The organism is Accumulibacter sp., from assembly GCF_029255145.1.
Lineage (GTDB): Bacteria > Pseudomonadota > Gammaproteobacteria > Burkholderiales > Rhodocyclaceae > Accumulibacter.
The window spans coordinates 1-24576 of the sequence record NZ_JAPUVQ010000103.1 but is presented as its reverse complement, the minus strand read 5'-3'; the positions used below and the strand labels follow the sequence as shown (position 1 = coordinate 24576).

General features: G+C 62.7%; 24 protein-coding genes. 8 read left to right on the top strand and 16 right to left on the bottom strand.

Features of this window, described 5'->3' with window-relative positions:
• Positions 1 to 141 precede the first annotated feature (141 nt).
• The 5 genes from Q1L50_RS10635 to pcaF all read left to right on the top strand — a co-directional run bounded on the left by Q1L50_RS10635 (position 142) and on the right by pcaF (position 4492).
• On the top strand, positions 142 to 318 hold the full coding sequence (locus Q1L50_RS10635) for a hypothetical protein (RefSeq protein ID WP_300338354.1): 177 nt from the start codon (positions 142 to 144) through the stop codon (positions 316 to 318).
• A 19-nt stretch (positions 319 to 337) separates the two neighbouring features.
• Positions 338 to 1129, top strand: a complete 792-nt coding sequence (gene paaG / locus Q1L50_RS10630; protein ID WP_300338353.1) for a 2-(1,2-epoxy-1,2-dihydrophenyl)acetyl-CoA isomerase PaaG — start codon at positions 338 to 340, stop codon at positions 1127 to 1129.
• 40 nt (positions 1130 to 1169) lie between these two features.
• The gene (locus Q1L50_RS10625) at positions 1170 to 2699 is read left to right on the top strand and encodes a 3-hydroxyacyl-CoA dehydrogenase (RefSeq protein ID WP_300338350.1); all 1530 of its coding nucleotides are present in this window, start codon (positions 1170 to 1172) and stop codon (positions 2697 to 2699) included.
• Positions 2692 to 3210 (top strand): hydroxyphenylacetyl-CoA thioesterase PaaI, encoded by a 519-nt coding sequence (gene paaI, locus Q1L50_RS10620; RefSeq protein WP_300338348.1) that lies wholly within the window; start codon positions 2692 to 2694, stop codon positions 3208 to 3210. The genes Q1L50_RS10625 and paaI overlap by 8 nt, the downstream gene beginning before the upstream one ends.
• A 76-nt stretch (positions 3211 to 3286) precedes the next feature.
• Positions 3287 to 4492 carry a 3-oxoadipyl-CoA thiolase gene (gene pcaF, locus Q1L50_RS10615; RefSeq protein WP_300338345.1) on the top strand — a complete coding sequence of 402 codons (1206 nt, stop codon included), beginning with the start codon at positions 3287 to 3289 and terminating at the stop codon, positions 4490 to 4492.
• Positions 4493 to 4577: 85 nt separating this feature from the next.
• On the opposite strand, the gene Q1L50_RS10610 is transcribed toward pcaF, so the two are convergent.
• From Q1L50_RS10610 to Q1L50_RS10595, 4 genes are all read right to left on the bottom strand, one after another.
• The gene (locus tag Q1L50_RS10610) at positions 4578 to 5306 is read right to left on the bottom strand and encodes an alpha/beta hydrolase (protein ID WP_300338342.1); all 729 of its coding nucleotides are present in this window, start codon (positions 5304 to 5306) and stop codon (positions 4578 to 4580) included.
• 52 nt (positions 5307 to 5358) lie between these two features.
• Entirely contained in the window at positions 5359 to 6489 is a 1131-nt protein-coding gene (locus Q1L50_RS10605; protein ID WP_300338339.1) for a M12 family metallopeptidase, read from the bottom strand.
• A gap of 101 nt (positions 6490 to 6590) precedes the next feature.
• Positions 6591 to 8045, bottom strand: a complete 1455-nt coding sequence (locus Q1L50_RS10600) for a heavy metal sensor histidine kinase (RefSeq protein WP_300338336.1) — start codon at positions 8043 to 8045, stop codon at positions 6591 to 6593.
• Between the two features lie 73 nt (positions 8046 to 8118).
• A complete protein-coding gene (locus tag Q1L50_RS10595) occupies positions 8119 to 8694 on the bottom strand; it encodes a MarR family winged helix-turn-helix transcriptional regulator (RefSeq protein ID WP_300338333.1) in 576 nt (191 codons plus the stop codon).
• A gap of 113 nt (positions 8695 to 8807) precedes the next feature.
• Here Q1L50_RS10595 and Q1L50_RS10590 point away from each other — a divergent pair, with 113 nt between their 5' ends.
• Positions 8808 to 9041 (top strand): thioredoxin family protein, encoded by a 234-nt coding sequence (locus tag Q1L50_RS10590; protein ID WP_300338330.1) that lies wholly within the window; start codon positions 8808 to 8810, stop codon positions 9039 to 9041.
• A gap of 219 nt (positions 9042 to 9260) precedes the next feature.
• Positions 9261 to 9893: an MBL fold metallo-hydrolase gene (locus Q1L50_RS10585; protein WP_300338328.1), complete on the top strand. Its 633-nt coding sequence runs from the start codon at positions 9261 to 9263 to the stop codon at positions 9891 to 9893.
• Positions 9894 to 10219: 326 nt separating this feature from the next.
• On the opposite strand, the gene Q1L50_RS10580 is transcribed toward Q1L50_RS10585, so the two are convergent.
• The 11 genes from Q1L50_RS10580 to Q1L50_RS10530 form a co-directional block, all read right to left on the bottom strand.
• Positions 10220 to 10888, bottom strand: coding sequence for a DUF642 domain-containing protein (locus Q1L50_RS10580; RefSeq protein WP_300338325.1), 669 nt, complete (start codon positions 10886 to 10888; stop codon positions 10220 to 10222).
• 430 nt (positions 10889 to 11318) lie between these two features.
• A complete protein-coding gene (gene lpdA, locus Q1L50_RS10575; protein WP_300338323.1) occupies positions 11319 to 12755 on the bottom strand; it encodes a dihydrolipoyl dehydrogenase in 1437 nt (478 codons plus the stop codon).
• Positions 12756 to 12852: 97 nt separating this feature from the next.
• Positions 12853 to 14118 carry a 2-oxoglutarate dehydrogenase complex dihydrolipoyllysine-residue succinyltransferase gene (gene odhB, locus Q1L50_RS10570; protein WP_300338320.1) on the bottom strand — a complete coding sequence of 422 codons (1266 nt, stop codon included), beginning with the start codon at positions 14116 to 14118 and terminating at the stop codon, positions 12853 to 12855.
• Positions 14119 to 14130: 12 nt separating this feature from the next.
• A complete protein-coding gene (locus Q1L50_RS10565) occupies positions 14131 to 16971 on the bottom strand; it encodes a 2-oxoglutarate dehydrogenase E1 component (RefSeq protein WP_300338318.1) in 2841 nt (946 codons plus the stop codon).
• 110 nt (positions 16972 to 17081) lie between these two features.
• Positions 17082 to 18377, bottom strand: a complete 1296-nt coding sequence (gltA, locus tag Q1L50_RS10560; protein WP_300338315.1) for a citrate synthase — start codon at positions 18375 to 18377, stop codon at positions 17082 to 17084.
• A 77-nt stretch (positions 18378 to 18454) separates the two neighbouring features.
• Entirely contained in the window at positions 18455 to 18709 is a 255-nt protein-coding gene (locus tag Q1L50_RS10555) for a succinate dehydrogenase assembly factor 2 (RefSeq protein WP_300338312.1), read from the bottom strand.
• On the bottom strand, positions 18709 to 19422 hold the full coding sequence (locus tag Q1L50_RS10550) for a succinate dehydrogenase iron-sulfur subunit (RefSeq protein ID WP_300338309.1): 714 nt from the start codon (positions 19420 to 19422) through the stop codon (positions 18709 to 18711). The genes Q1L50_RS10555 and Q1L50_RS10550 overlap by 1 nt, the downstream gene beginning before the upstream one ends.
• A 24-nt stretch (positions 19423 to 19446) precedes the next feature.
• Entirely contained in the window at positions 19447 to 21231 is a 1785-nt protein-coding gene (gene sdhA / locus Q1L50_RS10545; protein ID WP_300338306.1) for a succinate dehydrogenase flavoprotein subunit, read from the bottom strand.
• The gene (gene sdhD / locus Q1L50_RS10540; RefSeq protein WP_300338303.1) at positions 21232 to 21579 is read right to left on the bottom strand and encodes a succinate dehydrogenase, hydrophobic membrane anchor protein; all 348 of its coding nucleotides are present in this window, start codon (positions 21577 to 21579) and stop codon (positions 21232 to 21234) included.
• Positions 21573 to 21965 carry a succinate dehydrogenase, cytochrome b556 subunit gene (gene sdhC, locus Q1L50_RS10535; RefSeq protein WP_300338300.1) on the bottom strand — a complete coding sequence of 131 codons (393 nt, stop codon included), beginning with the start codon at positions 21963 to 21965 and terminating at the stop codon, positions 21573 to 21575. Before sdhC ends, sdhD begins: the two co-directional genes overlap by 7 nt.
• Before the next feature lie 118 nt (positions 21966 to 22083).
• Positions 22084 to 22821, bottom strand: a complete 738-nt coding sequence (locus Q1L50_RS10530) for a GntR family transcriptional regulator (protein WP_300338297.1) — start codon at positions 22819 to 22821, stop codon at positions 22084 to 22086.
• A gap of 249 nt (positions 22822 to 23070) precedes the next feature.
• Here Q1L50_RS10530 and Q1L50_RS10525 point away from each other — a divergent pair, with 249 nt between their 5' ends.
• Positions 23071 to 24057, top strand: a complete 987-nt coding sequence (locus tag Q1L50_RS10525; protein ID WP_300338294.1) for a malate dehydrogenase — start codon at positions 23071 to 23073, stop codon at positions 24055 to 24057.
• On the opposite strand, the gene Q1L50_RS10520 is transcribed toward Q1L50_RS10525, so the two are convergent.
• The gene (locus tag Q1L50_RS10520) at positions 24041 to 24190 is read right to left on the bottom strand and encodes a hypothetical protein (RefSeq protein ID WP_300338291.1); all 150 of its coding nucleotides are present in this window, start codon (positions 24188 to 24190) and stop codon (positions 24041 to 24043) included. The genes Q1L50_RS10525 and Q1L50_RS10520 overlap by 17 nt on opposite strands.
• Between the last annotated feature and the right edge of the window lie 386 nt (positions 24191 to 24576).

Here is a 24576-nt window from a genome sequence, read left to right as displayed (position 1 = left end):
CTTGCACTCCTAGCGACGCTTGGTCTATGCCATACGAAAATTATGGCCTTCGAAATAAAGTGCTACTCGCAATTCCGGAATTCTACCTACATTCCCGGCCGGGATCAGGAAATCTGAACTTAAACTGCGTTGATATTTGTCTTGACTATGGGGACCACTTTATCGATCAATCTGACCGGCGGCGCCTTCGTCAACCAGTCGACCGCCTTCTCGGATTATCATGGCACTGGTGGCAACCCCGCCGCCAACGCCTCGTACGCCGACGCCGCTGTTGTCGCCAACCGCTTTCGCGTCGTCCAGCGCCGTTACCATCTCTGAGAATATTGAACAGCAAGCGATGAACTTCACCACCATCACCTACGCCGTCGACGCCGGAATCGCCCGGTTGACCCTGAACCGCCCGGATCGTCTGAACAGTTTTACCGAGCAGATGCACGAGGAGATCCGCCAGGCGCTCGACGCGCTGGCGGCCGATCTGAGCGCCCGCGTGCTGGTGCTCAGCGGCGCCGGGCGTGCTTTCTGCGCCGGGCAGGATCTCAATGACCGCGGTGTTTCCGGCGGCGACGAGCCGCCTGACGTGGCGGCGACGATCGAAAAGAATTACAAGCCACTGGTCCGCCGCCTGCAGCACCTGCGGATGCCGACCCTCTGCGCGGTCAACGGCATCGCCGCCGGGGCCGGCGCCAGCCTGGCGCTGGCCTGCGACATCGTCGTTGCGGCGCGCTCGGCCAGCTTTCTGCAAGCGTTCAGCAAGATCGGGCTGATCCCCGATACCGGCGGCAGCTGGTTCCTGCCGCAACGCGTCGGCATGGCGCGGGCGGTCGGCCTGGCGATGCTTGCCGACAAACTGCCGGCCGAGAAGGCCGCCGCCTGGGGACTGATCTGGGACTGCGTCGACGACGACGAGCTGGCTCCGACGATCGACCGGATCGCCGCGCAGCTGGCGAGCGCGCCGACCCGCGCGCTGGTGCGCACCCGCCAGGTGATGCGTGCCGGAGTCAATAACCCGCTCGAAACGCAGCTCGACCTCGAGTGCGACGTGATGCGCGAACTGGGCCGCAGCGACGACTATCGCGAAGGAGTCGCCGCCTTCGTCGCCAAGCGAGCGCCCAACTTCACCGGCGAATAGGATCGGAATCGGAATCGCAACGGGAAAAGGAACAGGCACCGTGGACCAGGCGCTGGCCAAGGACCAAGTCGTCAGTATCGTCGGTGCCGGCGCGATGGGCAGCGGCATCGCCCAGCTGGTCGCCGCTGCCGGCCATCGCGTCAGACTGCTCGACACCAGCGCCAGCGCCGTCGACCAGGCGATTGCGGGCGTCCAGCGGGCTTTCGCGCAACTGGTTGGCAAGGGAAAACTCGACGCGGCAGCCGCGAGCGCCGCGGCAGCCCGGCTGCTGCCGGCGACCCGCATCACCGAGCTCGCCGACAGCGGCCTGGTGATCGAGGCGATCGCCGAAGACCTTGCTGCCAAACAGCAGTTGTTTCGCGACCTGGAGGCGCTGGTCTCGCCGGCTTGTCTGTTCGCCACCAACACCTCGTCGCTGTCGGTGACGGCCATCGCCGCGGCGCTGCAGTCGCCGGAGCGGCTGGCCGGGCTGCACTTCTTCAACCCGGCGCCACGAATGCCGCTGGTGGAAGTGATCAGCGGGCTGGCCACCGACGCCAGGCTCGCCGAAACGCTTTGCGCCACCGCGCTGGCCTGGGGCAAGACCCCGGTGATGGCGCGCTCGACGCCGGGTTTCATCGTCAATCGCATCGCCCGTCCCTACTACGGCGAAGCCCTGCGTCTGCTCACCGAGGGCGCCGCCGACGCCGCCACCCTCGACGCCATCTTCCGCGAAGCTGGCGGCTTTCGCATGGGGCCATTCGAGCTGATGGACCTGATCGGGCTCGACGTCAGCCTGGCGGTAAACAAGTCGGTGTGGAGCGCCTTTTTCAATGACCCCCGCTACGCGCCCTCGCTGCTTCAGCAGGAACTGGTCGCTGCCGGCTTTCTCGGCCGCAAGAGCGGACGTGGTTTCTACCGTTACGGCGAAGGCGCGCCCGAGCTGCCAGCGCGCAGCCTGCCGATGCGGGCTTTTCCGTGTGCGGTCCAGATCTTCGCCGACGGTCCGCCGGCCAGCGCGCTAAGCAGCCGCCTGCGGACCCTTGGCCTGCCGTTCCACCGTGCCGACACCTCGCCCGACGGTCGCTTCGCCGAAGCCGGCGGCGCGGCGCTGTACGTGACCGACGGCCGCCCGGCAAGCGAGCGCGCAGCCCGCAAGGGCGTTTCGAACACGGTACTGGTCGATCTGGCGCTCGACTACGGACGCGCCACGCGCCTGGCCATCGCCACCGCCGAACAGTGCAGCCAGGCCGCCGCTGATGCTGCGGTCGGACTGCTGCAGGCCGCGGGCTTCGCGGTCTCGCAACTGGCCGACGTGCCCGGCCTGGCGGTCATGCGAACGGTCTGCATGCTGGCCAACGAGGGCGCCGACGCGGTGAATCAGAAGGTCTGCGACGCGACCGCCGTCGACCAGGCGATGCGCCTGGGCGCCAACTACCCGCTGGGGCCGCTGGCCTGGGCCGAGCAGATCGGTCTGCGGCGGGTCCGCCGGGTGCTGGCCAACCTTGCCGCCAGCTACGGCGAGGACCGCTACCGGATCTCGCCGTTGCTGGCGCGCAAGGTCTTTTCCGGGAAGCCCTTTCATGGCTGAGCCCGACGGCGAAGCCGCCGACCCGGCGGCAGCTCTGGCGCAGACCGCGCAGGCAATGTACAGCCGCGACGCGGACAGCAAGCTGATTGATCAGCGTCTGCTCATTGTCCGGCCGCGATACTCGCGGTTGACGATGTGCGATCGACCAGACATGGTCAATGGCCACCATATCGGCCACGGTGGCTATCTGTTCACTTTCGCCGACTCGACCTTTGCCTACGCCTGCAACAGCTACAACCGCAACGCCGTTGCCTCGGCTTGCCACATCGACGTCCTCAGGCCGGCACGCGAGGGCGAAGTGCTCGAAGCCGAGTGCGAGGAACGATCGCTTTCGGGACGGACCGGCGTCTACGACACCACCATCCGCAACCATCACGGCCAGTTGATCGCGCTCTTCCGCGGCAAGTCGTATCGCATCGCCGGTGAAGTGATCGCCGGCCTTGAGGCCGACGACGGCGACCCGCTGGCGGCGGGCACCGCGGCCAGCGAGCTTGAAGGAAACCCGCAATGAAGCCTTGGCGACCACTCCCCCGTCCCCACGTCGACGCAAACGCGCCCCTGCTCGACCACCGCAAGGAATGCCGTAAATGAACGAAGCCTTTATCTGTGACGCCATCCGAACGCCGATCGGACGCTATGGCGGCGTGCTGTCCGGCGTCCGTGCCGATGACCTTGCAGCGCTGCCGATCCGCGCGCTGATCGAACGCAATCCAGGCGTCGACTGGTCGCTGGTCGACGACGTCATTTATGGCTGTGCCAACCAGGCCGGTGAAGACAACCGCAACGTCGCGCGCATGGCCGGCCTGCTCGCCGGCCTGCCGGTCGAGGTCGCCGGTACGACGGTCAACCGGCTCTGCGCCTCGGGCCTCGACGCAGTCGGCCTGGCCGCGCGCTCGATCAAGGCCGGCGAGGCCGAGCTGATGATTGCCGGCGGGGTCGAAAGCATGTCGCGCGCGCCCTTCGTCATCGCCAAGGCCGACAGCGCCTTTTCGCGCACGGCCGCGATCCACGACACGACGCTTGGCTGGCGCTTCGTCAACCCGCTGATGAAGAAGCTCCACGACACGCACTCGATGGCGCAAACGGCCGACAACGTCGCCGCCCGGTTCAGCATTTCGCGCGCCGACCAGGACGCTTTCGCGCTGCGCTCGCAGCAGCGCTGGGGCGCAGCGAACCAAGCCGGGCGCTTTGCCGACGAAATCATCCCGGTCCGTATGAGCCCGAAGAAGGGCAAGGCGATGGTCATCGATACCGACGAGCACCCGCGTCCGGAAATGACCCTGGCCCGACTGGCAACGCGCGAAGGGATCAACGGCCCGGCACTCAGCGTTACCGCCGGCAACTCGGCGGGAATCAACGACGGCTCCTGCGCACTGCTCATCGCCAGTGAAGCGGCGGCATTGAAGCACGGCCTGACGCCGCGTGCCCGGATCGTGGCGATGGCCGCGGCGGGCGTCGCACCCAGGCTCATGGGCTTCGGCCCGGTCCCCGCCATCCGCAAGGTCCTGTCGACGACGGGGCTCGCGCTGGACCAGATGGACGTCATCGAAATCAACGAAGCGTTCGCCGCGCAGTGCCTGGCGGTCATGCGCGAGCTGTCGATCCCCGACCAGGCCGAGCACGTCAACCCGAACGGCGGCGCGATTGCCGTCGGTCATCCGCTGGGTATGACCGGCGCACGCCTGGTGACGACCGCAACCTGGGAACTGCGTCGCCGCGGCAGCCGCTACGCGCTGTGCGCCTTGTGCGTTGGCGTTGGGCAAGGCGTGGCGATGGTCATCGAGCGCGTCTGAAATCCGGCGACCAGCTGGTCATCGGCAGGCGGCATCGGCGTGCACCTCGGCATTCGCCAGGAGACCCTGGCCGGCGACGCCTGGATCAGAAGCGGGAAAGCCACGCGCTGGCCTGCCCGACAGCGCCGGCCCACTGCTCCGGGAGCATGAGATGCGACGCACCCGGGATGACGCGGTAGCGGAGACGGTCCGGCTGCCGAGCGTAGGCAGGGACGAGGAGCTGGTGCAAGGCCTGCGCCGCCGCCGGCGGGACGACCGTGTCATTCTCGGCGGCAATCGACAGCAACGCGGTGGGAAAGAAGCGATCGAGCGGGAAATCAACGCCGTCCGGGCACAGCCAGGCAGGCGACCCCAACAGCGCGGCAGCGGCGCCGACGCGCCGATCGGCGACGATCGCGCCATAGACGATGCAGCCCCCCATCGACACCCCGGCGACATGGATCCGCTGCGGGTCACTCAGCCCGCGGTCGACCAGGGTATCGATCAAGCGCGGCACCTCGGCGACCGTTTGCGCCAGCAACGACTCGAACAGGGCAGCGCTTGCGCTCGGCGAGCGCGCGACCAGGCGCTCGAAGTCAGGCAGCCGCCGCTGCCCGTGACCGACCGCATCGACGCCGATCGCCAGCAGACCCGCCGCGGCAAAGCGCTGTAACTCGGGCAGGTGGCGTTCCTTGTCGGCGCCAAAACCGTGAAACCACACGACGGTCGGCAGGGCTGTCGCCTTCCCCCGGCTCGCTGCTCCATCCGCTCCGCCAGGGCGGACGATCAGCACCGGCACCTCGCCGAACAGCGCGCTCTCGTGCGGGGCGGTCATCGACCGGACGCGGCCCGCGACGATCGCTGCCGCCACCGCGGCCAACCCGCTCTCACCAGACCATCACCGCCGTTTCCGCGGCCATTTGCGCGTAGTACAGGCGGATGCCGATCTGATAGCGGCGGCCGCTGATCAGGCGCAGGTCGATTCTTGCGTTGCGGTCGGTACCGCTGTCATCGTCGCCGGCAATCTGCACATTGCCTGCGGTCCGGACCTCGAACAGCACCATCAGGGTGTCGGCACTGCCGAAGGTGGCAATGCTGTAGGTCCGCGTTCGGGTCGGCGTGAAATTGAAGACCCGTGTCTCGCCAGCCTTGATCGCCAGCTTTTGCGACAGCCCGACTTCCAGTGCCGGAATCTCCTGCGTCGGCCCGACCCCCGGATACGACACGACAATCCACGCCTTGTCCGCCGCCGAGAGCCCGCCCTTGGGCTGCAGGCCGCCGCGGTACGCCGCCGGCTCGGTGATCAGACCCGGGCCGAACGCGTATTCCATCACCGAGTCGGGATCCCAATTGGTCCCTTTCACTTCTGCGGGACTGATCTTGCGCAGGATATTCCAGTCGATGGTCTGCGCATCCCAGTTGTTGGGCGGGCCCTGGAAAAAGCGGCGCACGGCATCGGTATCCCAGGAAATGCCGGCGAACGGATTCTGGTGCTCGTGCTCCAGACCCAGCGCATGACCGATTTCGTGCATCGCGGTATCGCGGCCGTACGGGGTATTGAGCGCCCAGCCGAAATTCATGGTGCGCTGGAAGGGGTCTCGAATATTGAGGTTATCGCGCCCGACGTACGACCATGAACCGCCCCCCGGGTCGAAACCGATCCGGATCGTGGCATCCTCTGGACGCGACAGTTCCTTGAAACTGATGCCTATGCCCAACTTGAACCAGCTCTGAAAAGCCTGCCGCACTTCTTCAATGTCGGCTGTCTTGCCCTTCCAGGCGTCGGGAACGGCATCGCCGGCCTTGTAGCAGCAGAACGTCAGTTGCGTTCCATTGACCCACTTCTTGCCACCGGCCAGTATCGCCCGTGAGCGCAGCGCATCGACTGCGGGATCGAACTGCCGCGGATACTGGACCGGCTGGCAGCAATAGCGCAAGGCCGGGGCTTCGCCGGGAGCGGCTGCGGACGCTGGTGAAGAAGCTGGTTCGGAAACTGCAGCTTTAGGTGCTTTCGGCATTTCGTTCTCCTGTCTTGATCGATTGAGGACAGCGCCAGTCGCAACGCCTCTGCCAGCTGAAGCGCAGGGTTCTCTGCCGCGCCGCCAGCATGCCCCCTGCGTCAGGCCTGGTCAACATGCTGATCGCCGCAAGGCGGCGCGCACGGCAGCTGCAGCTCGAAGCGGGTCAGCCCACGCTCCGAAAAAACCGATACCTCGCCACCATGCGCACGCAGAATCGAACGGGTGATCGCCAGGCCGAGGCCGGCGCCATCGCCAAGGTGCTGGCGCGACGCGTCGACGCGATAAAAGCGGTCGAAAAGGCGAGCCAGATGTTCGGCCGGAATTCCGGAACCGGTGTTTTCCACCGCAAGTTTCAGCAGCGGCCGTTTGGTCGACAAGCTGGCGATGGCGTGACCGTCGTCGATCTGCACCGCGATCCTTCCACCGACGGGCGTGTGGCGAACGGCGTTGGACAACAGATTGCTGATCGCCCGCCGCAACATCGGCCGGTCGCCAATAACGACGCCGCTGCCCGAGCAACTCAGCTCGAGCTGTTTCTCGTCGGCCAGAATCTCGTAGAACTCCAGCAAGCGGCCGACTTCAGCGGCCAGGTCGACCGCTTCCCGGTGGGGCACGATCAGGCCGTTTTCCGACTTCGCCAGGAACAGCATGTCGGCGATCATCCGCGCCAGAAACTCGAACTCCTCGGTATTCGAAGCCAGGATGTCCCGGTACTCGTCCAAGGTCCGGTCCTTCGCCAGCGTTACCTGTGTTTGCGTGAGCAGATTGCTGACCGGCGTGCGCAGTTCGTGCGCCAGGTCGGACGAGAAATCGGACAATCGCCGGAACGAGTCTTCGAGCCGGGCCAGCATCTCGTTCAGCGTCAGCACCAGTTCCGCCAGTTCGACCGGCACCGACTCGGCAGGCAGCCGCCAATCGAGTCGCTGGGCGGTAATCCCGGCGGCCTGGCTAGTGATCTCCTGCAGCGGTGCGAGCCCGCGGCGAACCGCAATCCAGCCGAGGAAGCCGGTCAACAGCGCCGCCAATATGACGAATGACCACAGCGTCGTTCGGAACGAAGCCATGAAATGCTGATGGTGCGAGATATCAACGGCCACCGCAACGACTGCCGGAGGCGCGCCGGCGATCCCCGTTGGCACCGCGGCCGAAACACCGCGCAGCGGTTGTCCCTGGCTGCTCGTCCAGACGCTCGGGCCACGCGATTCTGCCGGCGTGCGTCGCGCGAGCAATGCCGGCGGGAAATCGGCGCCGTGGGAGGCAAACAGCGTCTGTCCCGCCGGACCGATAACGGTCACCGACAGGCCCGCGTGTCCGACCAGCGAATCGTCGAGCTGTTGCCCAAGACGATCCAGTTCGGCGCCGGATCGCACCTTTTCGAGGGCGTGCTGCGCCAGTTGCAGCTTGCCGGCCAGCACCTCCATGTCCTGCTCCTCGAAATGCCGCTCGAGCGAGTGGCCGATCAGGAAGCCGAGCAGCAGCAAGACAGCTACCGCCGCCGATGCGAAGAGCAAGGTCAGCCGGAAGGTGATTGACCGCGGTCCGATCAAGCGCACGCGGCGGCCTCGCGTACGCGCACGGCGGCGACCGGCGTGGCCGGCAGAAGGTGGACATGGCGAGACATCGACTTCAAGTGGCGCCGCTGGCAGTGCCGGGCTTCTCGCGGGCCCACTCGCGGCAGATCTTGATCGTTTGTTCGGTCGCCAGCGCTTCACCGGTGAGGCCGCAGCGGTGACCCGCGTCGCCACTCAGGAAATGGGCGCACTGCCGGCATTGACCAAAGGCCTGGTGGTCGTTGAGCCCCTGCAAGGTGCCCAGCACGCTGCGCAGATCGTCAGCGAAGGCCTGCGCGTCACTGCCCGACGCCAGCAGAGCCTGATCAAGCCGATAGGCCCAACCGGCAGCCAGGACCTCTGCTCCGTCAGCGGTCAGGGTCAGATGAATGCGCTTGCCATGCCGCGGATCAGCTTTCTTGCTGATCAACCCTTTGCGCTCGAGCAGGCTCAAGGTTTGCGAAACAGTCCCGCGCGTGATGCGCAGGTAGTCGGCCACCGCAATCGGCAGGTCGCTGTAACGATTGGCCTGGGCGAGAAAGCTCAAGACCTGCATATGCACCGGCAACAAGCCGTGACCGGCCGCATCCGCGCGGACCAGTTGGTGAATCACCGCGGCCAGGCGTTCGAGAATGTATACGGTCTGCGTCATTGCAATAATGTATCGCCTCGATGCATTTGTTGACAAGCACCGCTGGGGGACGCTACAGTTATGATGCATCGACTCGATGCATAAAGCCATCCAATCATCCAGAGGAGTTTGCCATGAACAATGCCATCTTCTACCACGCCGGCTGCCCGGTCTGCGTCGCCGCCGAGCAGCGCGTCGCACTGGCGCTCGATCCGACCTGTTATCAGGTCGAAATAGTGCATCTCGGTGAACAATCCGGCCGCGTCGCCGAGGCCGAGGCCGTCGGCGTGCAATCGGTTCCGGCGCTGGTGATCGACGGCCAGGTCTTCCACATCAACTTTGGCGCTCCGATATCGGCGCTGAAGTAAGGTGCTGGCCCGGCCCGCGTCGTGACTGACCTGGCGAATGGGCAAAGCTGGTGCTGGTCGCCTGGTCGCCTGTTCGGCTGACGACCACCCACCAGCGCAAGACGTCGCCCGTGCCCAGCTCTGGAAACGCGCTACGCGACGACTGCCGAACCGCGGCGCCGAATATTGCTCTGCTATACTGCGCGCTCTTCGCAACCGCTGGCCCGACGACCCTTGCCCATGAAATACCAGATCATTCCGGTGACTCCCTTCTTGCAGAACTGCAGTCTCTTGTGGTGCGAACAAAGCATGCGTGCCGCCGTTGTCGATCCGGGTGGTGACGTCGCTCGCATCCTGCGCGCGGTCGAGAGCAAAGGCGTGGTCCTCGAGAAGATCCTGGTCACCCATGGTCATATTGATCATGCCGGAGCAGTCGCCGAGCTAGCGGCACGGTTATCCTTGCCGATCGAAGGGCCGCAGCGCGAAGATCAGTTCTGGATCGACGGCATGCCGGCGCAGAGCCGGATGTTCGGCTTCCCGGAAGTGCGCGCTTTCACCCCGGATCGCTGGCTCGAGCACGGCGATACGGTGCATTTCGGCAAGGTCGAGATGGACGTCCTTCATTGCCCGGGGCATACGCCCGGACATATCGTCTTCTTCAGCCGGGCGGACCGTCTGGCGGTCGTCGGCGACGTGCTGTTCCAGGGATCCATCGGTCGCACCGACTTCCCGAAAGGCGATTTCGACACCCTGATCTCGTCGATTCGCCAGCGCCTGTGGCCGCTCGGCGACGATGTGACCTTTTTGCCGGGGCACGGACCTCTATCCACCTTCGGTGCCGAGCGACGCAGCAATCCCTTCTGCGGCGACTAGTCGCAGCGGGCCGGCGCTGCTTGTCTGGCGATCGAAGTCACGCCATCACGGCGGACAAACGCTTACCGGCATCCCGGTCGTCGCGCCATGCTCCCGAATATCGATGGTCATCGACGGCATCCGATGCCCTGCCGCCTGCGTGTCGATGGCCTATCGCTCATCACGGCGGTCACGATCAGAGCGCCTGGCCACGAGTCCGCCGATCTTCATCTTCACCAACGACAAACCCCGCCGAAGCGGGGCTGTCGTGACACCAGTGCTCAGCAGAAGAACAAACCGCAATCTCCCGCATCTTTGGCCCGCATGCGGGCTTTGGAAACCAACTACTACTGGCGACGACGAGAGGCTGCGAAACCGACAAGACCAAGGCCGAGAAGCGCTAGGACGCCGGGTTCCGGAACGGATGCCGCTCCTTCCACCGCCACGTTGTCCAGCCCGAGGTCGTAGCCTGCTCCAGGCGTCGGATTGTGATTCTTGAAGTTCAAGGTCACCGAACTGTTGGTTGCGACAAAGTTCGTATTGAACGTCGCCCAGTCCGTCCAGTACGAACCCGAGTTTGGCGCCGTAAAGATCGAGGCGGCGGTCGATGAACCCGTGAACGAGAGTTCGAGCTGAGCACAGCAGTCCAGTTCACTGGCGATGGCGAAGCTCACGTTGTAGGTATTCCCGACAATCAGACCGTTCAAGGTTTGCTCGATCGAGTACTCGGTCTTCGGGGTGTGCAGCCCCAGAACAACCCATTGATTGCCGAACGGCGTGAACGCACCGAAGGCGCCGTCCTGAAGGCCCCACGGATAGGTCCCGTTGCTGGCCGGAATGTGCCATCCCGGAACGTCGCTGTCCGTGAGACCAAGTTCGTAGTTGCCGTTCGCAGTGAACGGAGAGGCTTCAAAGCTGCCATTTACAATCAGGTTTGCGTGCGCGGGAGTAGTCAGCAGAAACAGCGAAAGCGCTGCGCCAGCGATTCCGCCGGCGCCCATCTGTAAGTTTTTCATGGCGATCCTTTCAGTAGTGTGGTGTCGGTGGCGAACCCAGCGAGGGCTTTTCTGTCGTGGCACGGGTAACGATGGATCTATAAGCACTAACCGTGCCATGTTGCATAATTCTATTTAAATTAGCTGGTTACTGTTTGTGCCCGAGGAAACAAACGCTGAACTGTAAAATTGGTCGACAGTATTGCGGTTCGGGGGAATTGAGCACGGTCGACGGGGTGACCGGTGGACGAACGAAACCAAGCCACGAGGCGGCCGTGCGAAGCCAACGACGAGGCCTCTTGCCTTTGTAGACCAACACCAAAGTGGTCGGTCGGCTACCGTGAAAGTCGCGCTAGCGAGTCGCGAACCGAGGCTCGCAAGGGCCCGCGGGAGCGAAGGGCGGCCAGCCGCCCCTCGCTCGTCCGCCACTGCCGCCGAACCGGCTGCCTGACTAGAAGTGCAACGGTCTCTTGTCGCAAGCCAGCGCCGCTTCGTGAACGACTTCCGAAAGCGTTGGGTGAGCATGGCAGATCCGCGCCAGATCTTCCGAGGCGGCACCAAACTCCATCGCCACGACACCTTCGGAGATCAGCTCGGAAGCGTTGGCGCCGACGATGTGCACGCCGAGGATGCGGTCGGTCTTCGCACACGCCAGGATTTTGACAAAACCGCTCGGGTCGCCCATTCCCAACGCGCGGCCGTTCGCGGCAAACGGAATCTTGCCCGCCTTGAAGGCGACGCCTTCGGCTTTCAGCTGCTGCTCGGTCTTGCCAACCCAAGCGATTTCCGGGCTGGTGTAGATCACCCACGGAATGGTGTCAAAATTGCAGTGACCTGCCTGACCGGCCATGATCTCGGCGACCATCACGCCCTCCTCCATCGCCTTGTGGGCGAGCATCGGGCCGGCCACCACGTCGCCCACCGCCCAAACGCCGGGGAGATTGGTACGGCAGTGCGCATCGACTTCGATCTGGCCGCGGTCGTTGAGTTTAAGATCCACCTTTTCGGCGTCCAGACCATCGGTGTTCGGGATGCGGCCAATCGAGACGATCAGGCGGTCAGCGTCCAGCTTCTGCTCCTGGCCGTCCTTGTCGGTGTAGTCGATCGAGACGCCCTTTTGCGATACCTTGACGTCACCGATCTCGATACCGGTAATGATTTGCAGGCCTTGCTTGGCAAACAGTTTGGCCGCTTCCTTGGCAACTTCGATATCGGCCAGCGCCAGAAACTCGGGCAGCGCTTCGAGGAGCGTCACTTCGGCACCAAGGCGGCGCCAGACGCTGCCCATTTCGAGGCCGATCACCCCCGCGCCGATGACCGCAAGCTTCTTCGGTACGGCGTCTAGATCGAGCGCGCCAACGTTGTCGCAAACGATCTCGTTGTCGACCGGGACGCCCGGCAGGTGACGCGCCCGCGAGCCAGTGGCAACGATGACCTGCCGGGCCTCGACGACGCTGGCGCCGACCTTGATCTGCCACAGCTCGCTTCCTTCCGAACCGCTACGCCCAATGAAGGCGCCATGGCCGCTGAGCAGGGTCACCTTGTTCTTCTTGAACAAGCCCTTGATACCCGTGGTGAGCTGCTTGACGATGGCGTCCTTGCGACCAACCATCCTGGTCACGTCGATGGTCGGCGTCCCGACGCCGATCCCCTGATCGGCAAAGCCGTGCGCCGCCTCCTCGAAGAGATGCGAGGTATGCAGCAGGGCCTTCGACGGAATACAGCCGACGTTCAGGCAGGTACCGCCGAGACGCGGTTCGCCCTTCGGGTCGGCATAGGCATTCGATTCACAACAGGCAACACTGAAGCCGAGTTGGGCCGCCCGGATGGCGGCTATGTAACCACCGGGGCCAGCGCCGATAACGAGAACGTCGAATTGCTTGGACATGATAGATTCCCTTTCCAGCCGCAGAGACACCGAGGCACGGAGTCTACAGAGACTTCAGCTCTGTACCTCCGTGCCCTCCTTCCTGGTTTGTGATGCCTTAGACGCCAAGCAGCAGGCGGGCCGGGTCTTCCAGGGCCTCCTTCATGGTCACCAGGCCGAGTACCGCCTCGCGGCCATCGACAATGCGGTGGTCGTAGGACATCGCCAGATAGTTGATCGGACGAATCACGATCTGCCCGTTCTCGACAACTGGACGGTCTTTGGTGGCGTGAATGCCGAGGATCGCCGACTGCGGCGGGTTGATGATCGGCGTCGACAGCATCGAACCGAAAACACCCCCGTTCGAGATCGAGAACGTACCGCCGGTCAGATCCTCCATCGACAACTTGCCGTCCTTGGCTTTGGCGCCGAACTCCCCGATTTTCTTCTCGATATCGGCGATCGACATCTGGTCCGCGTCGCGCAGGATCGGCACCACCAGACCGCGCGGACTGCCAACGGCGATCCCGATGTCGATGTAGCCGTGGTAGACGATGTCGCTGCCGTCGACCGAGGAGTTGATGATCGGGAACTTCTGCAACGCAGCGACCGCGGCCTTGACGAAGAAACCCATGAAGCCCAGACGAACGCCGTGCGCTTTTTCGAAGCGCTCGCCGTACTGCTTGCGCAAGGCCATGACCGGACCCATGTTCACTTCGTTGAAGGTGGTCAGGATGGCATTGCTGGCCTGCGACTGCAGCAAGCGCTCGGCAACGCGCGCGCGCAGACGAGACATCGGCACGCGCTGTTCCGGACGGTCGCCGAGCGCCACGGTCACCGTCGGCGCGGCGGCCAGTGGCGGTGCAGCGCTGGTGCTGGCAGCCGGGGCAGCTGCAACGGAGGTGACGAAGGGGCTTGGCGTCGGCGTCGGCTGTGCAGCCAGCGCATCGGCTTTGCTTATGCGACCGCCACGACCGGTGCCGACAACGTCGCCAGCGGCGATCCCCTTTTCGTCAAGGATCTTGCGTGCCGCCGGCATCGCCACGCCAGCCGCGGGCGCCGCGCCGGCAGCGACGACCGGCGCTGGCGCGGCCGCCTTCGCGGGCGCCGCCTTGGCAGCGGGTGCTGCCGCAGTACCGGCCTGGGCAGCCGTATCGATCCGCGCAATGACCTCCCCGGCCACCACCGTTTCGCCGTCGCCCTTGACGATTTCAACGAGCACACCGTTGTCCGGTGCCGGCAGTTCGAGAACCACCTTGTCGGTCTCGATGTCGATCAGGTTCTCATCCCGTGCGACGGCCTCGCCGGCCTTCTTGTGCCACGAAACCAGCGTCGCCTCAGCGACTGATTCCGAAAGCTGTGGAACTTTGACGTCGATGATCATGTTCTCTCCGTTCTAGGGCAATTTGTTGTATTCGATCTCACCAAGCGCGGAGTCGATCAGAGCCTTTTGCTGGGCGTTGTGCTTGCTGGCATAACCAACTGCCGGCGAAGCCGCCGCTGGACGGGAGACCAGCAACAGGTGCTGCTTGTCGCTGAGCTCGCGCGACAGGTGCTGGCGCGAGGCGATCCAGTACCACGGTCCCTGATTGCGCGGCTCCTCCTGGCACCAGACGATCTCCGTTGCCTTGGGATACTTCGCCAGTTCCTCGTGGAACGACGCCTGCGGGAACGGGTACAGCTGCTCGAGACGGGCAATCGCGACATGCGCCACTTTCCTCTCGTGGCGTGCCGCTATCAGATCGTAGTAAACCTTGCCCGAGCAGAAGATGACCCGAGTGACCTTCTTGGCGTTGATTGGCTCGACTTCGCCGATCACCCGCTGGAATTCGCCTTCGCTCAACTCTTCCAGGCTGGATGTGGCGTCCTTGTGGCGGAGAAGCGATTTCGGCGAAAAGACGATCAGCGGCTTGCGCTGGTTGCGCACCGCCTGCCGGCGCAGCAGGTGAAAGACCTGCGCCGGCGTCGTCGGCTGACAGACCTCCATGTTCATCTCGGCAGACAACTGCATGTAGCGCTCGATGCGCGCCGACGAATGCTCGGGACCCTGCCCTTCATAGCCGTGCGGCAACAGCAGGACCAGGCCGCTGGCACGACCCCACTTGGCTTCACCTGCGGCCAGGAACTGGTCGATCACCACCTGCGCGCCGTTGGCGAAGTCGCCGAACTGCGCTTCCCAGACCACCAGTTCGAACGGATTGGCCGTCGAATAGCCGTATTCGAACGCCAGGACGGCTTCCTCGGAAAGAACCGAGTCATAGCACTGGAAACCGCCCTGCTTTTCCTGCAGGAACGCCAGTGGATAATACGTTCCCCGGTCCCAACTCTCCCGGTTCTGGTCGTGCAAAGCCGCGTGCCGGTGGAAGAAGGTGCTGCGCCCGACATCTTCGCCAGAGATCCGCACCCCGTAACCTGAAACCAGCAGTGACGCGTAGGCCAGGTTTTCGGCCATCCCCCAATCGACCGGGAGCTTGCCCTCGCCCATCTGACGACGATCGTCGATGATCTTCTTGACCCGGCTGTGCAGGGTGAAGTTCGGCGGCAGCGTCGTCAGCCGTTCGGACAACCGCTGCAACTCGCCAAGCGGAACCCGGCTGTCACAAGTCTCGATGTACTGTGGCGAGAGGTAAGGCGTCCAGTCTATGGTCATCGGGTGCTTGTAACCGGCAAGCACCGGGTTATACAACAACTCGCCGCGGTCGAGGTGCGCGCGGTACTCGGCGATAACCTCGTCCGGACCTTCCGGGCCGATGACCCCTTCGGCGACCAGTTTGTCCGCGTAGAGCTTGCGCGTGCCCGGATGCATCTGGATCTTCTTGTACATCAGCGGCTGCGTGACCATCGGCTCGTCCTGCTCGTTGTGGCCGAGCTTGCGATAGCAGACGATGTCGACGACGACGTCCTTCTTGAAGGTCCGGCGGTACTCCATGGCGATACCGGTGACCAGTGCAACCGCTTCCGGATCGTCGCCGTTGACGTGAAAGATCGGCGCTTCGGCCATCTTGAAGATGTCGGTGCAATATAGCGACGAGCGATAGTCACGCGGGTCCGAGGTGGTGAAGCCGATCTGGTTATTGACCACGATATGCACCGTCCCACCGACGCCGTAGCCACGCGTCTGCGCGAAGTTGAGCATTTCCTGGTTGACGCCCTGCCCGGCGACGGCGGCATCGCCGTGAATGAGCACCGCCAGCACCTTGTCCTTGCCATCCTCGCCGCGACGACGCTGCCGCGAATAAACCGAACCGACCACCACCGGGTTCACGATTTCGAGGTGCGACGGGTTGAATGCCAGCGTCAGGTGGCAAGGTCCGCCCGGCGTCGACACGTCCGACGAATAGCCCATGTGATACTTGACATCGCCAGCCGTCAGATCCTGCGCTTTGCGGCCCTCGAACTCGTCGAACAGCATCGCAGGTGCCTTGCCCAGGGTATTGACCAGAACGTTCAGGCGACCGCGATGGGCCATGCCGACGACGATCTCGTCGACCCCACCGGAGCCGGCAACCCGGATCAGTTCATCAAGCGCGACAATCAGCGACTCGCCACCTTCGAGCGAGAAGCGCTTCTGGCCGACGTAGCGCGTGTGCAGGTAGCGTTCGAGCGTTTCAGAAGCGGTCAGGCGCTCGAGCATCCGCGTCTTCTCCTCGACCGTATAGCTGGGCTTGGAGTGGATGCGTTCGAGGCGATCCTGAACCCAGCGCTTCTCGGCCAGGGTACTGAGGTACATGTACTCGACGCCGACCGACCCGCAATAAGTCGCTTTCAGGGCGTCGAGAATCTGGCCGAAGGTGGCGCGCTCGGGAACGCCCTTGAACGAACCGACCGCGAACATGGTGTTCAGGTCGGCATCGGAAAGGCCGTAGTACGCGGGATCGAGCTGTGGCAGGTCCGGGCGAGGCGTGCGCTTCAGCGGGTCCAGGTTCGCCCAGCGGTCGCCGGCGAAGCGATAGGCGGTGATCATCTGCAAGATGCCGACCTGCTTCTTGTCATCCGCCGGCGCCACGGCAGCGGCGCGATAGCCGCCCCTCTTGGCCTGCTCGGCGAAAGCGTTGATCACCGGCAAATGCGGAACGTCGCGCGCGACGGTTCCTGGAAGCTGCGCCAGCTTGTCGAAGTAGTCGCGCCACTGCTCGGAGACGGAACCGGGATTGTCGAGATAGTTTTCGTACAACTCCTCGACGAAGGGCGCGTTGCCGCCAAAGAGGAGGGAGTTACCAAAAAGCTGATTCATCATGGCAGTTACCTGTCGTCACGGTCCTGGTTCGGATTGCGAAAACCTGTGGCGCTAGACCACAGCATGAAAAAAGGGCGGCTACCGTCTGCCGCCCTTCGGAGTCCGTCAGCCTAGCGTTGGTCCGCCGGAACCACATCGCGCCTGGGCACACCCACGTAGAGCTGACGCGGACGCCCGATCTTGTATTCCGGATCGTTGATCATCTCTTCCCATTGCGTCATCCAGCCAACGGTGCGGGCCAATGCGAAGATACAGGTGAACATGGTGGTCGGAATGCCAAGCGCCTTCTGAACGATCCCTGAGTAGAAATCGACATTTGGATAAAGTTTCTTCTCGATGAAGTAATTGTCCTCGAGAGCGATCCTTTCGAGTTCCATTGCCAGCTTGAACAGACGGTCATTCTCCAGACCGAGTTCCTGCAGAACTTCGTTGCAGACCTTCCTCATCAGGGTGGCGCGCGGATCGAAGTTCTTGTAGACGCGGTGACCGAAGCCCATCAGCTTGAAGCTGTCGTTCTTGTCCTTGGCCCGAGCGATGTACTCGCCGACGCGCGAGACATCGTGGATTTCCTCGAGCATCTGCAGGCAGGCCTCGTTGGCGCCGCCATGCGCTGGACCCCAGAGGCAGGCGATGCCGGCCGAGATACAGGCATAGGGATTGGCGCCGGAAGACCCGGACAGCCGGACCGTCGAGGTCGAAGCGTTCTGCTCGTGGTCGGCGTGCAGGGTGAAGATGGTGTCGAGCGCGCGCACCAGGACCGGATTCGGTATGTACTCCTCGCACGGCGTACCGAACATCATGTGCATGAAGTTCGCGGTGTAATCGAGGTCGTTGCGCGGGTACATGAACGGCTCCCCGACATGGTACTTGTAGGCCATGGCGACAATCGTCGGCAGCTTGGCAACGATGCGGTTGAAGCTGATGTTCTGGTGCTCGAGATCGGAGAAGTCTTCCGCCTCATGGTAGAAGGCCGACAGGGCACCGACCACACCCACCAGAATGGCCATCGGGTGCGCATCACGCCGGAAGCCCTGGTAGAACTTCACCAGTTGCTCGTGCACCATCGTGTGCCGCTTGATGTTCTTCTCGAAGCCCACCTTCTGCGATGGACTCGGCAACTCGCCATGCCACAACAGGTAGGCGACTTCCAGGAAGTTGCAGTTCTGAGCCAGTTGCTCGATCGGATAGCCCCGATAGAGAAGTTCGCCCTTGTCGCCGTCGATGAACGTGATCTTGGACTTGCAGCTTGCCGTCGATAGATAGCCGGAGTCGTAGGTGAATAAGCCGGTCTTGGCGCCCAGGGTGCGAATGTCGATGCAATCATTGCCGTGAGTAGGCGTCATGATCGGAAACTCGACGGGATCACGCCCTTCGATAGTCAGAATTGCTTTGCGTTCGGTCGTCATTGGTTAATCCCCGGTCAGGTTTTGAGGGCACAACTGGAAAGTGAAAAACTGGAAACTGCCAGACTATGGCAGCTCCCTTACTTGACTCTTACGTGGCGCAGCAAGGCAAGGACGTCAGCCTGCACGGAATCGGCGCACTCGCGGCTGCCGTTGATCAGCGGCCACAGTTCGAGGTCTTCCATGTCGGCCAGGACGATGAACGCATCCGCCTGCTCGGCCGTAAGCGCGGAAAATTTCTTGTCGAGAAAGTCGCCGAGCAACAGGTCCATTTCCAGCATGGCGCGGCGGGTACAGCGCCAGCGCAGGCGGTTGAGTCTTTCCCGTTCGTCCATCAGATCGCGCGACGAACCATCATTTCCTTGATCTTGCCGATCGCCTGCGTCGGATTCAGATTCTTCGGGCAGACGTCGACGCAGTTCATGATCGAATGACAACGGAACAAACGGTAAGGATCCTCAAGATCGTCGAGACGTTCGTTGGTCGCCTGGTCGCGGGTGTCGGCGATGAATCGGTAAGCATTCAGCAACCCGGCCGGACCGACGAACTTGTCCGGATTCCACCAGAATGACGGGCACGAGGTCGAACAGCAGGCGCACAGAATACACTCGTAGAGACCATTGAGTTCGTCGCGCTCTTCGGGCGACTGCAGGCGCTCGCGTTCGGGACGCGGCCCTTCGTTGATCAGGTAAGGCTTGATCGAGTGGTACTGCTTGAAGAACTGCGTCATATCGACGATCAGGTCGCGAATCACCGGCAGGCCCGGCAACGGCCGCAGCACGACCGGCTGCTTGAGATCGCTGATGTCGGTGAGACAGGCCAGACCGTTCTTGCCATTGATGTTCATGGCATCCGACCCGCAAATACCTTCGCGGCACGAGCGACGATACGACAGGGTGTCGTCGCTCGCCTTCAGCCGGGTGAGGATGTCGAGCAACTTGCGATCGATCGCGAAATCGACTTCGACCGACATGTCCTGCATGTAGGGTGCGTCGTCCTTGTCGGGATCGTAGCGGTAAATCTTGAACAGCATGGTACTGGTGGCCATAATCATAGACTCCGTGGCGTACGATCAGTAGGAGCGCGTCTTGAGCGCGATGGGTTCGACGGACAGCGGAGTCATGATCACCGGCTTGTAACCGAGACGGCTCCCCTCACGATGCCAAAGGGTGTGTTTGTGCCAGTTGACATCGTCGCGTCCGTTCGGATTTTGGGGGGTATCCGGTGCGTCGTCACGGACGTGCGCCCCACGCGACTCCTTGCGCGCCTCGGCCGAGACCAGCGTCGCCTTGGCCACCTCGATCAGGTTGTCGAGTTCCAGCGCTTCGACACGCGCCGTGTTCCAGACTTGCGACTTGTCCTTGATCTCGGTCCTGGCCACCGCCTTCTCGATCTCGAGAATCTTGGCGACGCCTTCGACCAGCATCTCCTTGAAACGGAAAACGCCGCAATGCTTCTGCATCGTGCGCTGCAGTTCGAGACGGGTCTCGTTGACATTGCTTCCACCGGTCTGCGTCTCCAGACGATGCAGGCGCGCCATCGTCCGTTCGGCAAAGCCCTCTGGCAAATCCCTGAGCGCCACCGCACCCGACTTGATATCGTCGATGACCGAATCGCCCGAGGACTTGCCGAACACCAGCAGATCGAGCAGTGAATTGGTCCCCAGCCGGTTGGCCCCATGCACCGAAGCACACGCCACTTCACCGGCCGCATAGAAGCCCTTGACCGGAGCCCCGTCGGAAGCAACGACCTGCCCCTTGTAATTGGTCGGAATGCCACCCATCTGATAGTGACACGTTGGCACCACCGGAATCGGCGCCTTGATCGGGTCGATGCCAGCGAACTGGATCGAAATCTCGCGAATTCCCGGCAGGCGCTTCATGATCGTCGCCGGGTCGAGGTGGGTGATGTCCAGGAGCACAAAATCCTTGTTCGGTCCGCACCCACGACCCTCGTTGATCTCGGTAACCATGGCGCGCGAAACCACGTCGCGCGAAGCCAGGTCCTTGGCGTTCGGCGCGTAGCGCTCCATGAATCGCTCGTTGTCCGAGTTGCGCAGGATGCCCCCTTCGCCGCGCACCCCTTCGGTAATCAGCACGCCCGCGCCGGCTACGCCGGTCGGGTGGAACTGCCAGAACTCCATGTCCTCAAGCGGAATGCCGGCACGCGCCGCCATCCCCAGACCGTCGCCAGTATTGATGAAGGCGTTGGTCGAAGAATAATAGATGCGGCCAGCGCCACCGGTTGCGAAGATCGTCGCCTTGGCGTGAAAAGCGACCACCTCGCCGGTTTCCATTTCCAGCGCAATGACCCCGAGCACCTGCCCTGACTCGTCACGAATCAGATCCAGCGCCATCCATTCAACGAAGAACTGCGTGTTGGCGCGCACGTTCCGCTGATACAGCGCGTGCAGCATCGCGTGCCCGGTGCGGTCGGCAGCGGCACAGGCGCGGCGTACCGGCTTCTCGCCGAAGTTCGACATGTGGCCGCCAAAGGGACGCTGGTAGATCTTGCCTTCGTCGGTACGGTCGAAGGGCATGCCGAAATGCTCGAGTTCGACGACCACCTCGGGGGCCATGCGGCACATGTACTCGATCGCGTCCTGGTCACCGAGCCAGTCGGAACCCTTGACCGTGTCGTACATGTGCCAATGCCAGTGATCTTCCTCGGAGTTGCCCAGCGAAGCCGAGACCCCGCCTTGCGCCGCGACGGTGTGCGAACGGGTCGGGAAGACCTTTGACAGGACGGCTGTCTTCAGGCCGCCTTCGGAAAGTTGAATCGCTGCACGCAGCCCCGAACCGCCGGCGCCAACGATCACTGCATCGAACTTACGTACCGGTATGCTTTGCTTGCTCACTTACATTCTCCACAGGATCTGAACCGCCCAGCCGGTATAACCGACCAGCACCGCCGCCGTCGCAATCATCATCAGCAAACGCAGGCCATCCGGCTTGACGTAATCCATCCAGATATCCCGAACGCCTATCCAGGCATGGTAGAAAAGGCTGACAAAGAACAGGAATGTTGCGAATTTCATGAACCCGCCGGCGAACACGCCGCGCCAGGTTTCGAACGAATTCGGACCGACGGCACCGACCACGACCAGGAAAATGACCGTGTAGACGGCCATCAGGATGGCTGTGGCACGCTGGATGAGCCAGTCCTTGAGGCCGTAATGCGCCCCGACAAGAATGCGATTTACCATAGCACTTTAGCTCCCACGATCAGGGTCAGGACGATGCTGACGGCGAACACGATCTTGCTCGAAAGACGGGCCGACGCGAGGTCTACGCCCTTGTCCAGATCGAGCAGCAAATAGCGAATGCCGGCGCAGAAGTGGTGCATGTAGAAATAAATCAGACCCAGCAGAACAATCTTGACCAGCGGGTGTCCGACCACCTCCTTGAAGCTGGCAAAGGTCTCCGGCGACGTCAGACTGCTCTGAAACAGCCATAAAAGAAAGGGCAGCAGCAGGAACAGCGCTGCGCCGCTGACCCGGTGGAGGATAGACAGGACCCCCGGAAGCGGTAGCCTGATGGTGGGCAAGTCCAGATTTTTTGGACGCTTTTTCTTGATTGCCAGCTCTGCCATGAACGTCATCCCTCATGTGTAATACGGCCGCATGCGTGCCGCTTGACCCCCGAATACCACGTCCGATTATAAACCATCCAGACGCCCCTGACTTGCCCGAAACGCGCATTGAGAGCTTTCACCCCAGCTCGTTGCGATAATGATGATTGCGTGTCGAATAGAAGCCCCGGCGCCACTCGACCGGCTTGTTGCCGTAGGTGAAGGTCACCCGCTCGACCAGCAGCAGGGGACTCCCCTCGGCGAGCTGTAGCAGTTCGGCGCTGACCCGGTCGGCGGCCACCGCGCGCAGCCGTTCGTCCGCACGGATCATGCAGACACCATAACGGCTCTCGAAAAGCCCGTACAGGGATTCGCCCGACCCGAGAAGCTCCAGCGAGAGATCTGGGAACAGTTCGCTGGGAAGATAGATCTCGTCAAAGACCACCGGCTCGTCGTCCAGCTTCAACAGGCGTCGGAGGATGGTAATCGGCGCGCCCGACTCGATCGCCAGCGTACGCGCAACGTCGGGCCCGGCTTTTGCCCGCCAGCATTCCAGTGGAACGCTGCGTGAGGCCCGCAGCACCCCGTCATTCGGAACCAGGCGCAGGAAGCGGAACGCCGAACCGGGGTCCTTGTGCGTCGCGACAAAGGTTCCCTTGCCTTGCTGTCGCACCAGGAGGTTCTCTGCAGCCATCTCGTCAACGGCCTTGCGGACGGTTCCCTGACTGACGCCGAAGCGGCCAGCGAGTTCTGACTCGCTCGGGATCGGGTCGCCTGGCCCCCACTCGCCCGACTCCAGATTGCGCATGATCAATTCCTTGATCTGCCGATAGAGCGGGCTGAAGGTCGGTGAATGCAGAGACGTCGAGCGGTTCATGGACGCCCATTTCAGCATAATTTCGCGCTCTCGTCCATGGTGTCCCTGTTATAAATATCATATATAAGATATAAGATAGATTTGACACTTCGCGCGTTTGGGCTCTATCATTCCGACGGTTTGGCGCCGCCCACGGAGAACGGCCTGCGGGTGTGAAGCCGATCGTATCGTGCCCTCTTCTGCGCAACCCGCCGTTCAGTATTGCCGTTCAATTTTCGCTCATCACTAACACCAATCAGGAGCCGCATCATGTCCAAAGCCCCCATGCGCGTCGCGGTCACCGGCGCTGCCGGCCAAATCGGTTACAGCCTGCTTTTCCGGATCGCCTCCGGCGAAATGCTCGGCAAGGATCAACCGGTCATACTCCAGTTGCTCGACCTGCCGCAAGCTCAGAAAGCCTGCCAGGGCGTGATCATGGAACTCGAAGACTGCGCCTTCCCGATGCTCGCCGGGATGTTCGCCACCGACAACCCTGACGTCGCGTTCAAGGACGCGGACGTCTGCCTGCTGGTCGGCGCGCGTCCGCGCGGCCCGGGCATGGAGCGGGCAGACCTGCTGACCGCCAACGGCGCGATCTTCACCGTTCAGGGCAAAGCCATTGCCGAGAACGCCAAGGAGGACGTCCGCGTGCTGGTCGTCGGCAACCCGTGCAACACCAATGCGCTGATCGCCGGCTCGGCAGCAAGGAAAGTCGGCCGCACCAATCCGGCCAACTACCATGGCATGCTGCGCCTGGATCACAACCGCGCCCTCTCGCAACTCGCCGCCAAGACCGAGCGGCCGGTGGCGAGCTTCAAACAGCTGGTGGTCTGGGGCAATCACTCGCCGACGATGTACGCCGACTACCGCAATTGCACTTCGAACGGCGACAAGGTGCAGGCGCTGATCAATGATCCGGTGTGGAACAACGACGTTTTCCTGCCGACAGTTGGCAAGCGCGGCGCGGCAATCATTGACGCCCGCGGCTTGTCCTCCGCCGCTTCGGCGGCCAATGCCGCCATCGACCACATGCGCGACTGGGTCCTCGGTTCCGACGAATGGGTGACCATGGGCGTTCCCTCCGACGGCTCCTACGACATCCCGGCCGGCATCGTTTTCGGGTTCCCCTGCGAGTGCAAGGGTGGTTCGTTCAAGATCATCCAGGGGATCGAGATCGACGGCTACTCGCGCGAGAAGATCAACAAGACGCTCAAGGAACTGACCGACGAAGCCGAGGCCGTCAAGGCAATGCTGTAGTCAGCTTGCCGTCGCTCCCAAAAACCGCGGCCAGTTCCAAGCCGTTCACCTTTTCTGTTGAAAGCGATGAAGCAAGCCTGAATTGACGGGGATTCCCAAGGAGATGCCTGCCGAAAAATTCTTCGACAGACATCTTCCTTTCCGGTCGAGGGGAGGTCCACAGAGATGTCGGCCTCGTCCTTGTTGCGGACGTCGCGGAAAAGGACTGCCATGCCGTCGGTGACTTTTGTCATGCTGTTCTCCGTTGCGGTGGATGATGATATATACATATCGCCGCCTTGCAAAAAGGCAAGGCCATTCATCGGAAGCACCGTATCTCCAGGTAAACGTCAAAGGGCCGGTGCCTATCGATCTGAGCGGAGCTATTTCATGTTATAGACGAGGCAAACCGACAAGTATAGTGGTCCCCGGAAATCAGACAGTGGTTTAAGCTGTGCTCCATCATAGGAGCGAGAAGCGATGAGTGAAGCCACTACGCGGAAGGTACATACGCCGGAGTTCAAGGCCAAGGTTGGTCTG

Bases quoted from the DNA above. Each gene is read 5' to 3' on its own strand.
- gltA (WP_300338315.1), bottom strand. From the start codon at position 18,377: ATGACGACCGAACGCAAAGCAATTCTGACTATCGAAGGGCGTGATCCC.
- paaI (WP_300338348.1), top strand. From the start codon at position 2,692: ATGGCTGAGCCCGACGGCGAAGCCGCCGACCCGGCGGCAGCTCTGGCG.
- Q1L50_RS10610 (WP_300338342.1), bottom strand. From the start codon at position 5,306: ATGACCGCCCCGCACGAGAGCGCGCTGTTCGGCGAGGTGCCGGTGCTG.
- odhB (WP_300338320.1), bottom strand. From the start codon at position 14,118: ATGATCATCGACGTCAAAGTTCCACAGCTTTCGGAATCAGTCGCTGAG.
- Q1L50_RS10520 (WP_300338291.1), bottom strand. From the start codon at position 24,190: ATGTCTGTCGAAGAATTTTTCGGCAGGCATCTCCTTGGGAATCCCCGT.
- Q1L50_RS10565 (WP_300338318.1), bottom strand. From the start codon at position 16,971: ATGATGAATCAGCTTTTTGGTAACTCCCTCCTCTTTGGCGGCAACGCG.
- Q1L50_RS10605 (WP_300338339.1), bottom strand. From the start codon at position 6,489: ATGCCGAAAGCACCTAAAGCTGCAGTTTCCGAACCAGCTTCTTCACCA.
- Q1L50_RS10550 (WP_300338309.1), bottom strand. From the start codon at position 19,422: ATGGCCACCAGTACCATGCTGTTCAAGATTTACCGCTACGATCCCGAC.
- pcaF (WP_300338345.1), top strand. From the start codon at position 3,287: ATGAACGAAGCCTTTATCTGTGACGCCATCCGAACGCCGATCGGACGC.
- Q1L50_RS10585 (WP_300338328.1), top strand. From the start codon at position 9,261: ATGAAATACCAGATCATTCCGGTGACTCCCTTCTTGCAGAACTGCAGT.
- Q1L50_RS10530 (WP_300338297.1), bottom strand. From the start codon at position 22,821: ATGAACCGCTCGACGTCTCTGCATTCACCGACCTTCAGCCCGCTCTAT.
- Q1L50_RS10595 (WP_300338333.1), bottom strand. From the start codon at position 8,694: ATGACGCAGACCGTATACATTCTCGAACGCCTGGCCGCGGTGATTCAC.
- Q1L50_RS10555 (WP_300338312.1), bottom strand. From the start codon at position 18,709: ATGGACGAACGGGAAAGACTCAACCGCCTGCGCTGGCGCTGTACCCGC.
- sdhC (WP_300338300.1), bottom strand. From the start codon at position 21,965: ATGGCAGAGCTGGCAATCAAGAAAAAGCGTCCAAAAAATCTGGACTTG.
- Q1L50_RS10590 (WP_300338330.1), top strand. From the start codon at position 8,808: ATGAACAATGCCATCTTCTACCACGCCGGCTGCCCGGTCTGCGTCGCC.
- Q1L50_RS10580 (WP_300338325.1), bottom strand. From the start codon at position 10,888: ATGAAAAACTTACAGATGGGCGCCGGCGGAATCGCTGGCGCAGCGCTT.
- Q1L50_RS10525 (WP_300338294.1), top strand. From the start codon at position 23,071: ATGTCCAAAGCCCCCATGCGCGTCGCGGTCACCGGCGCTGCCGGCCAA.
- sdhD (WP_300338303.1), bottom strand. From the start codon at position 21,579: ATGGTAAATCGCATTCTTGTCGGGGCGCATTACGGCCTCAAGGACTGG.
- paaG (WP_300338353.1), top strand. From the start codon at position 338: ATGAACTTCACCACCATCACCTACGCCGTCGACGCCGGAATCGCCCGG.
- lpdA (WP_300338323.1), bottom strand. From the start codon at position 12,755: ATGTCCAAGCAATTCGACGTTCTCGTTATCGGCGCTGGCCCCGGTGGT.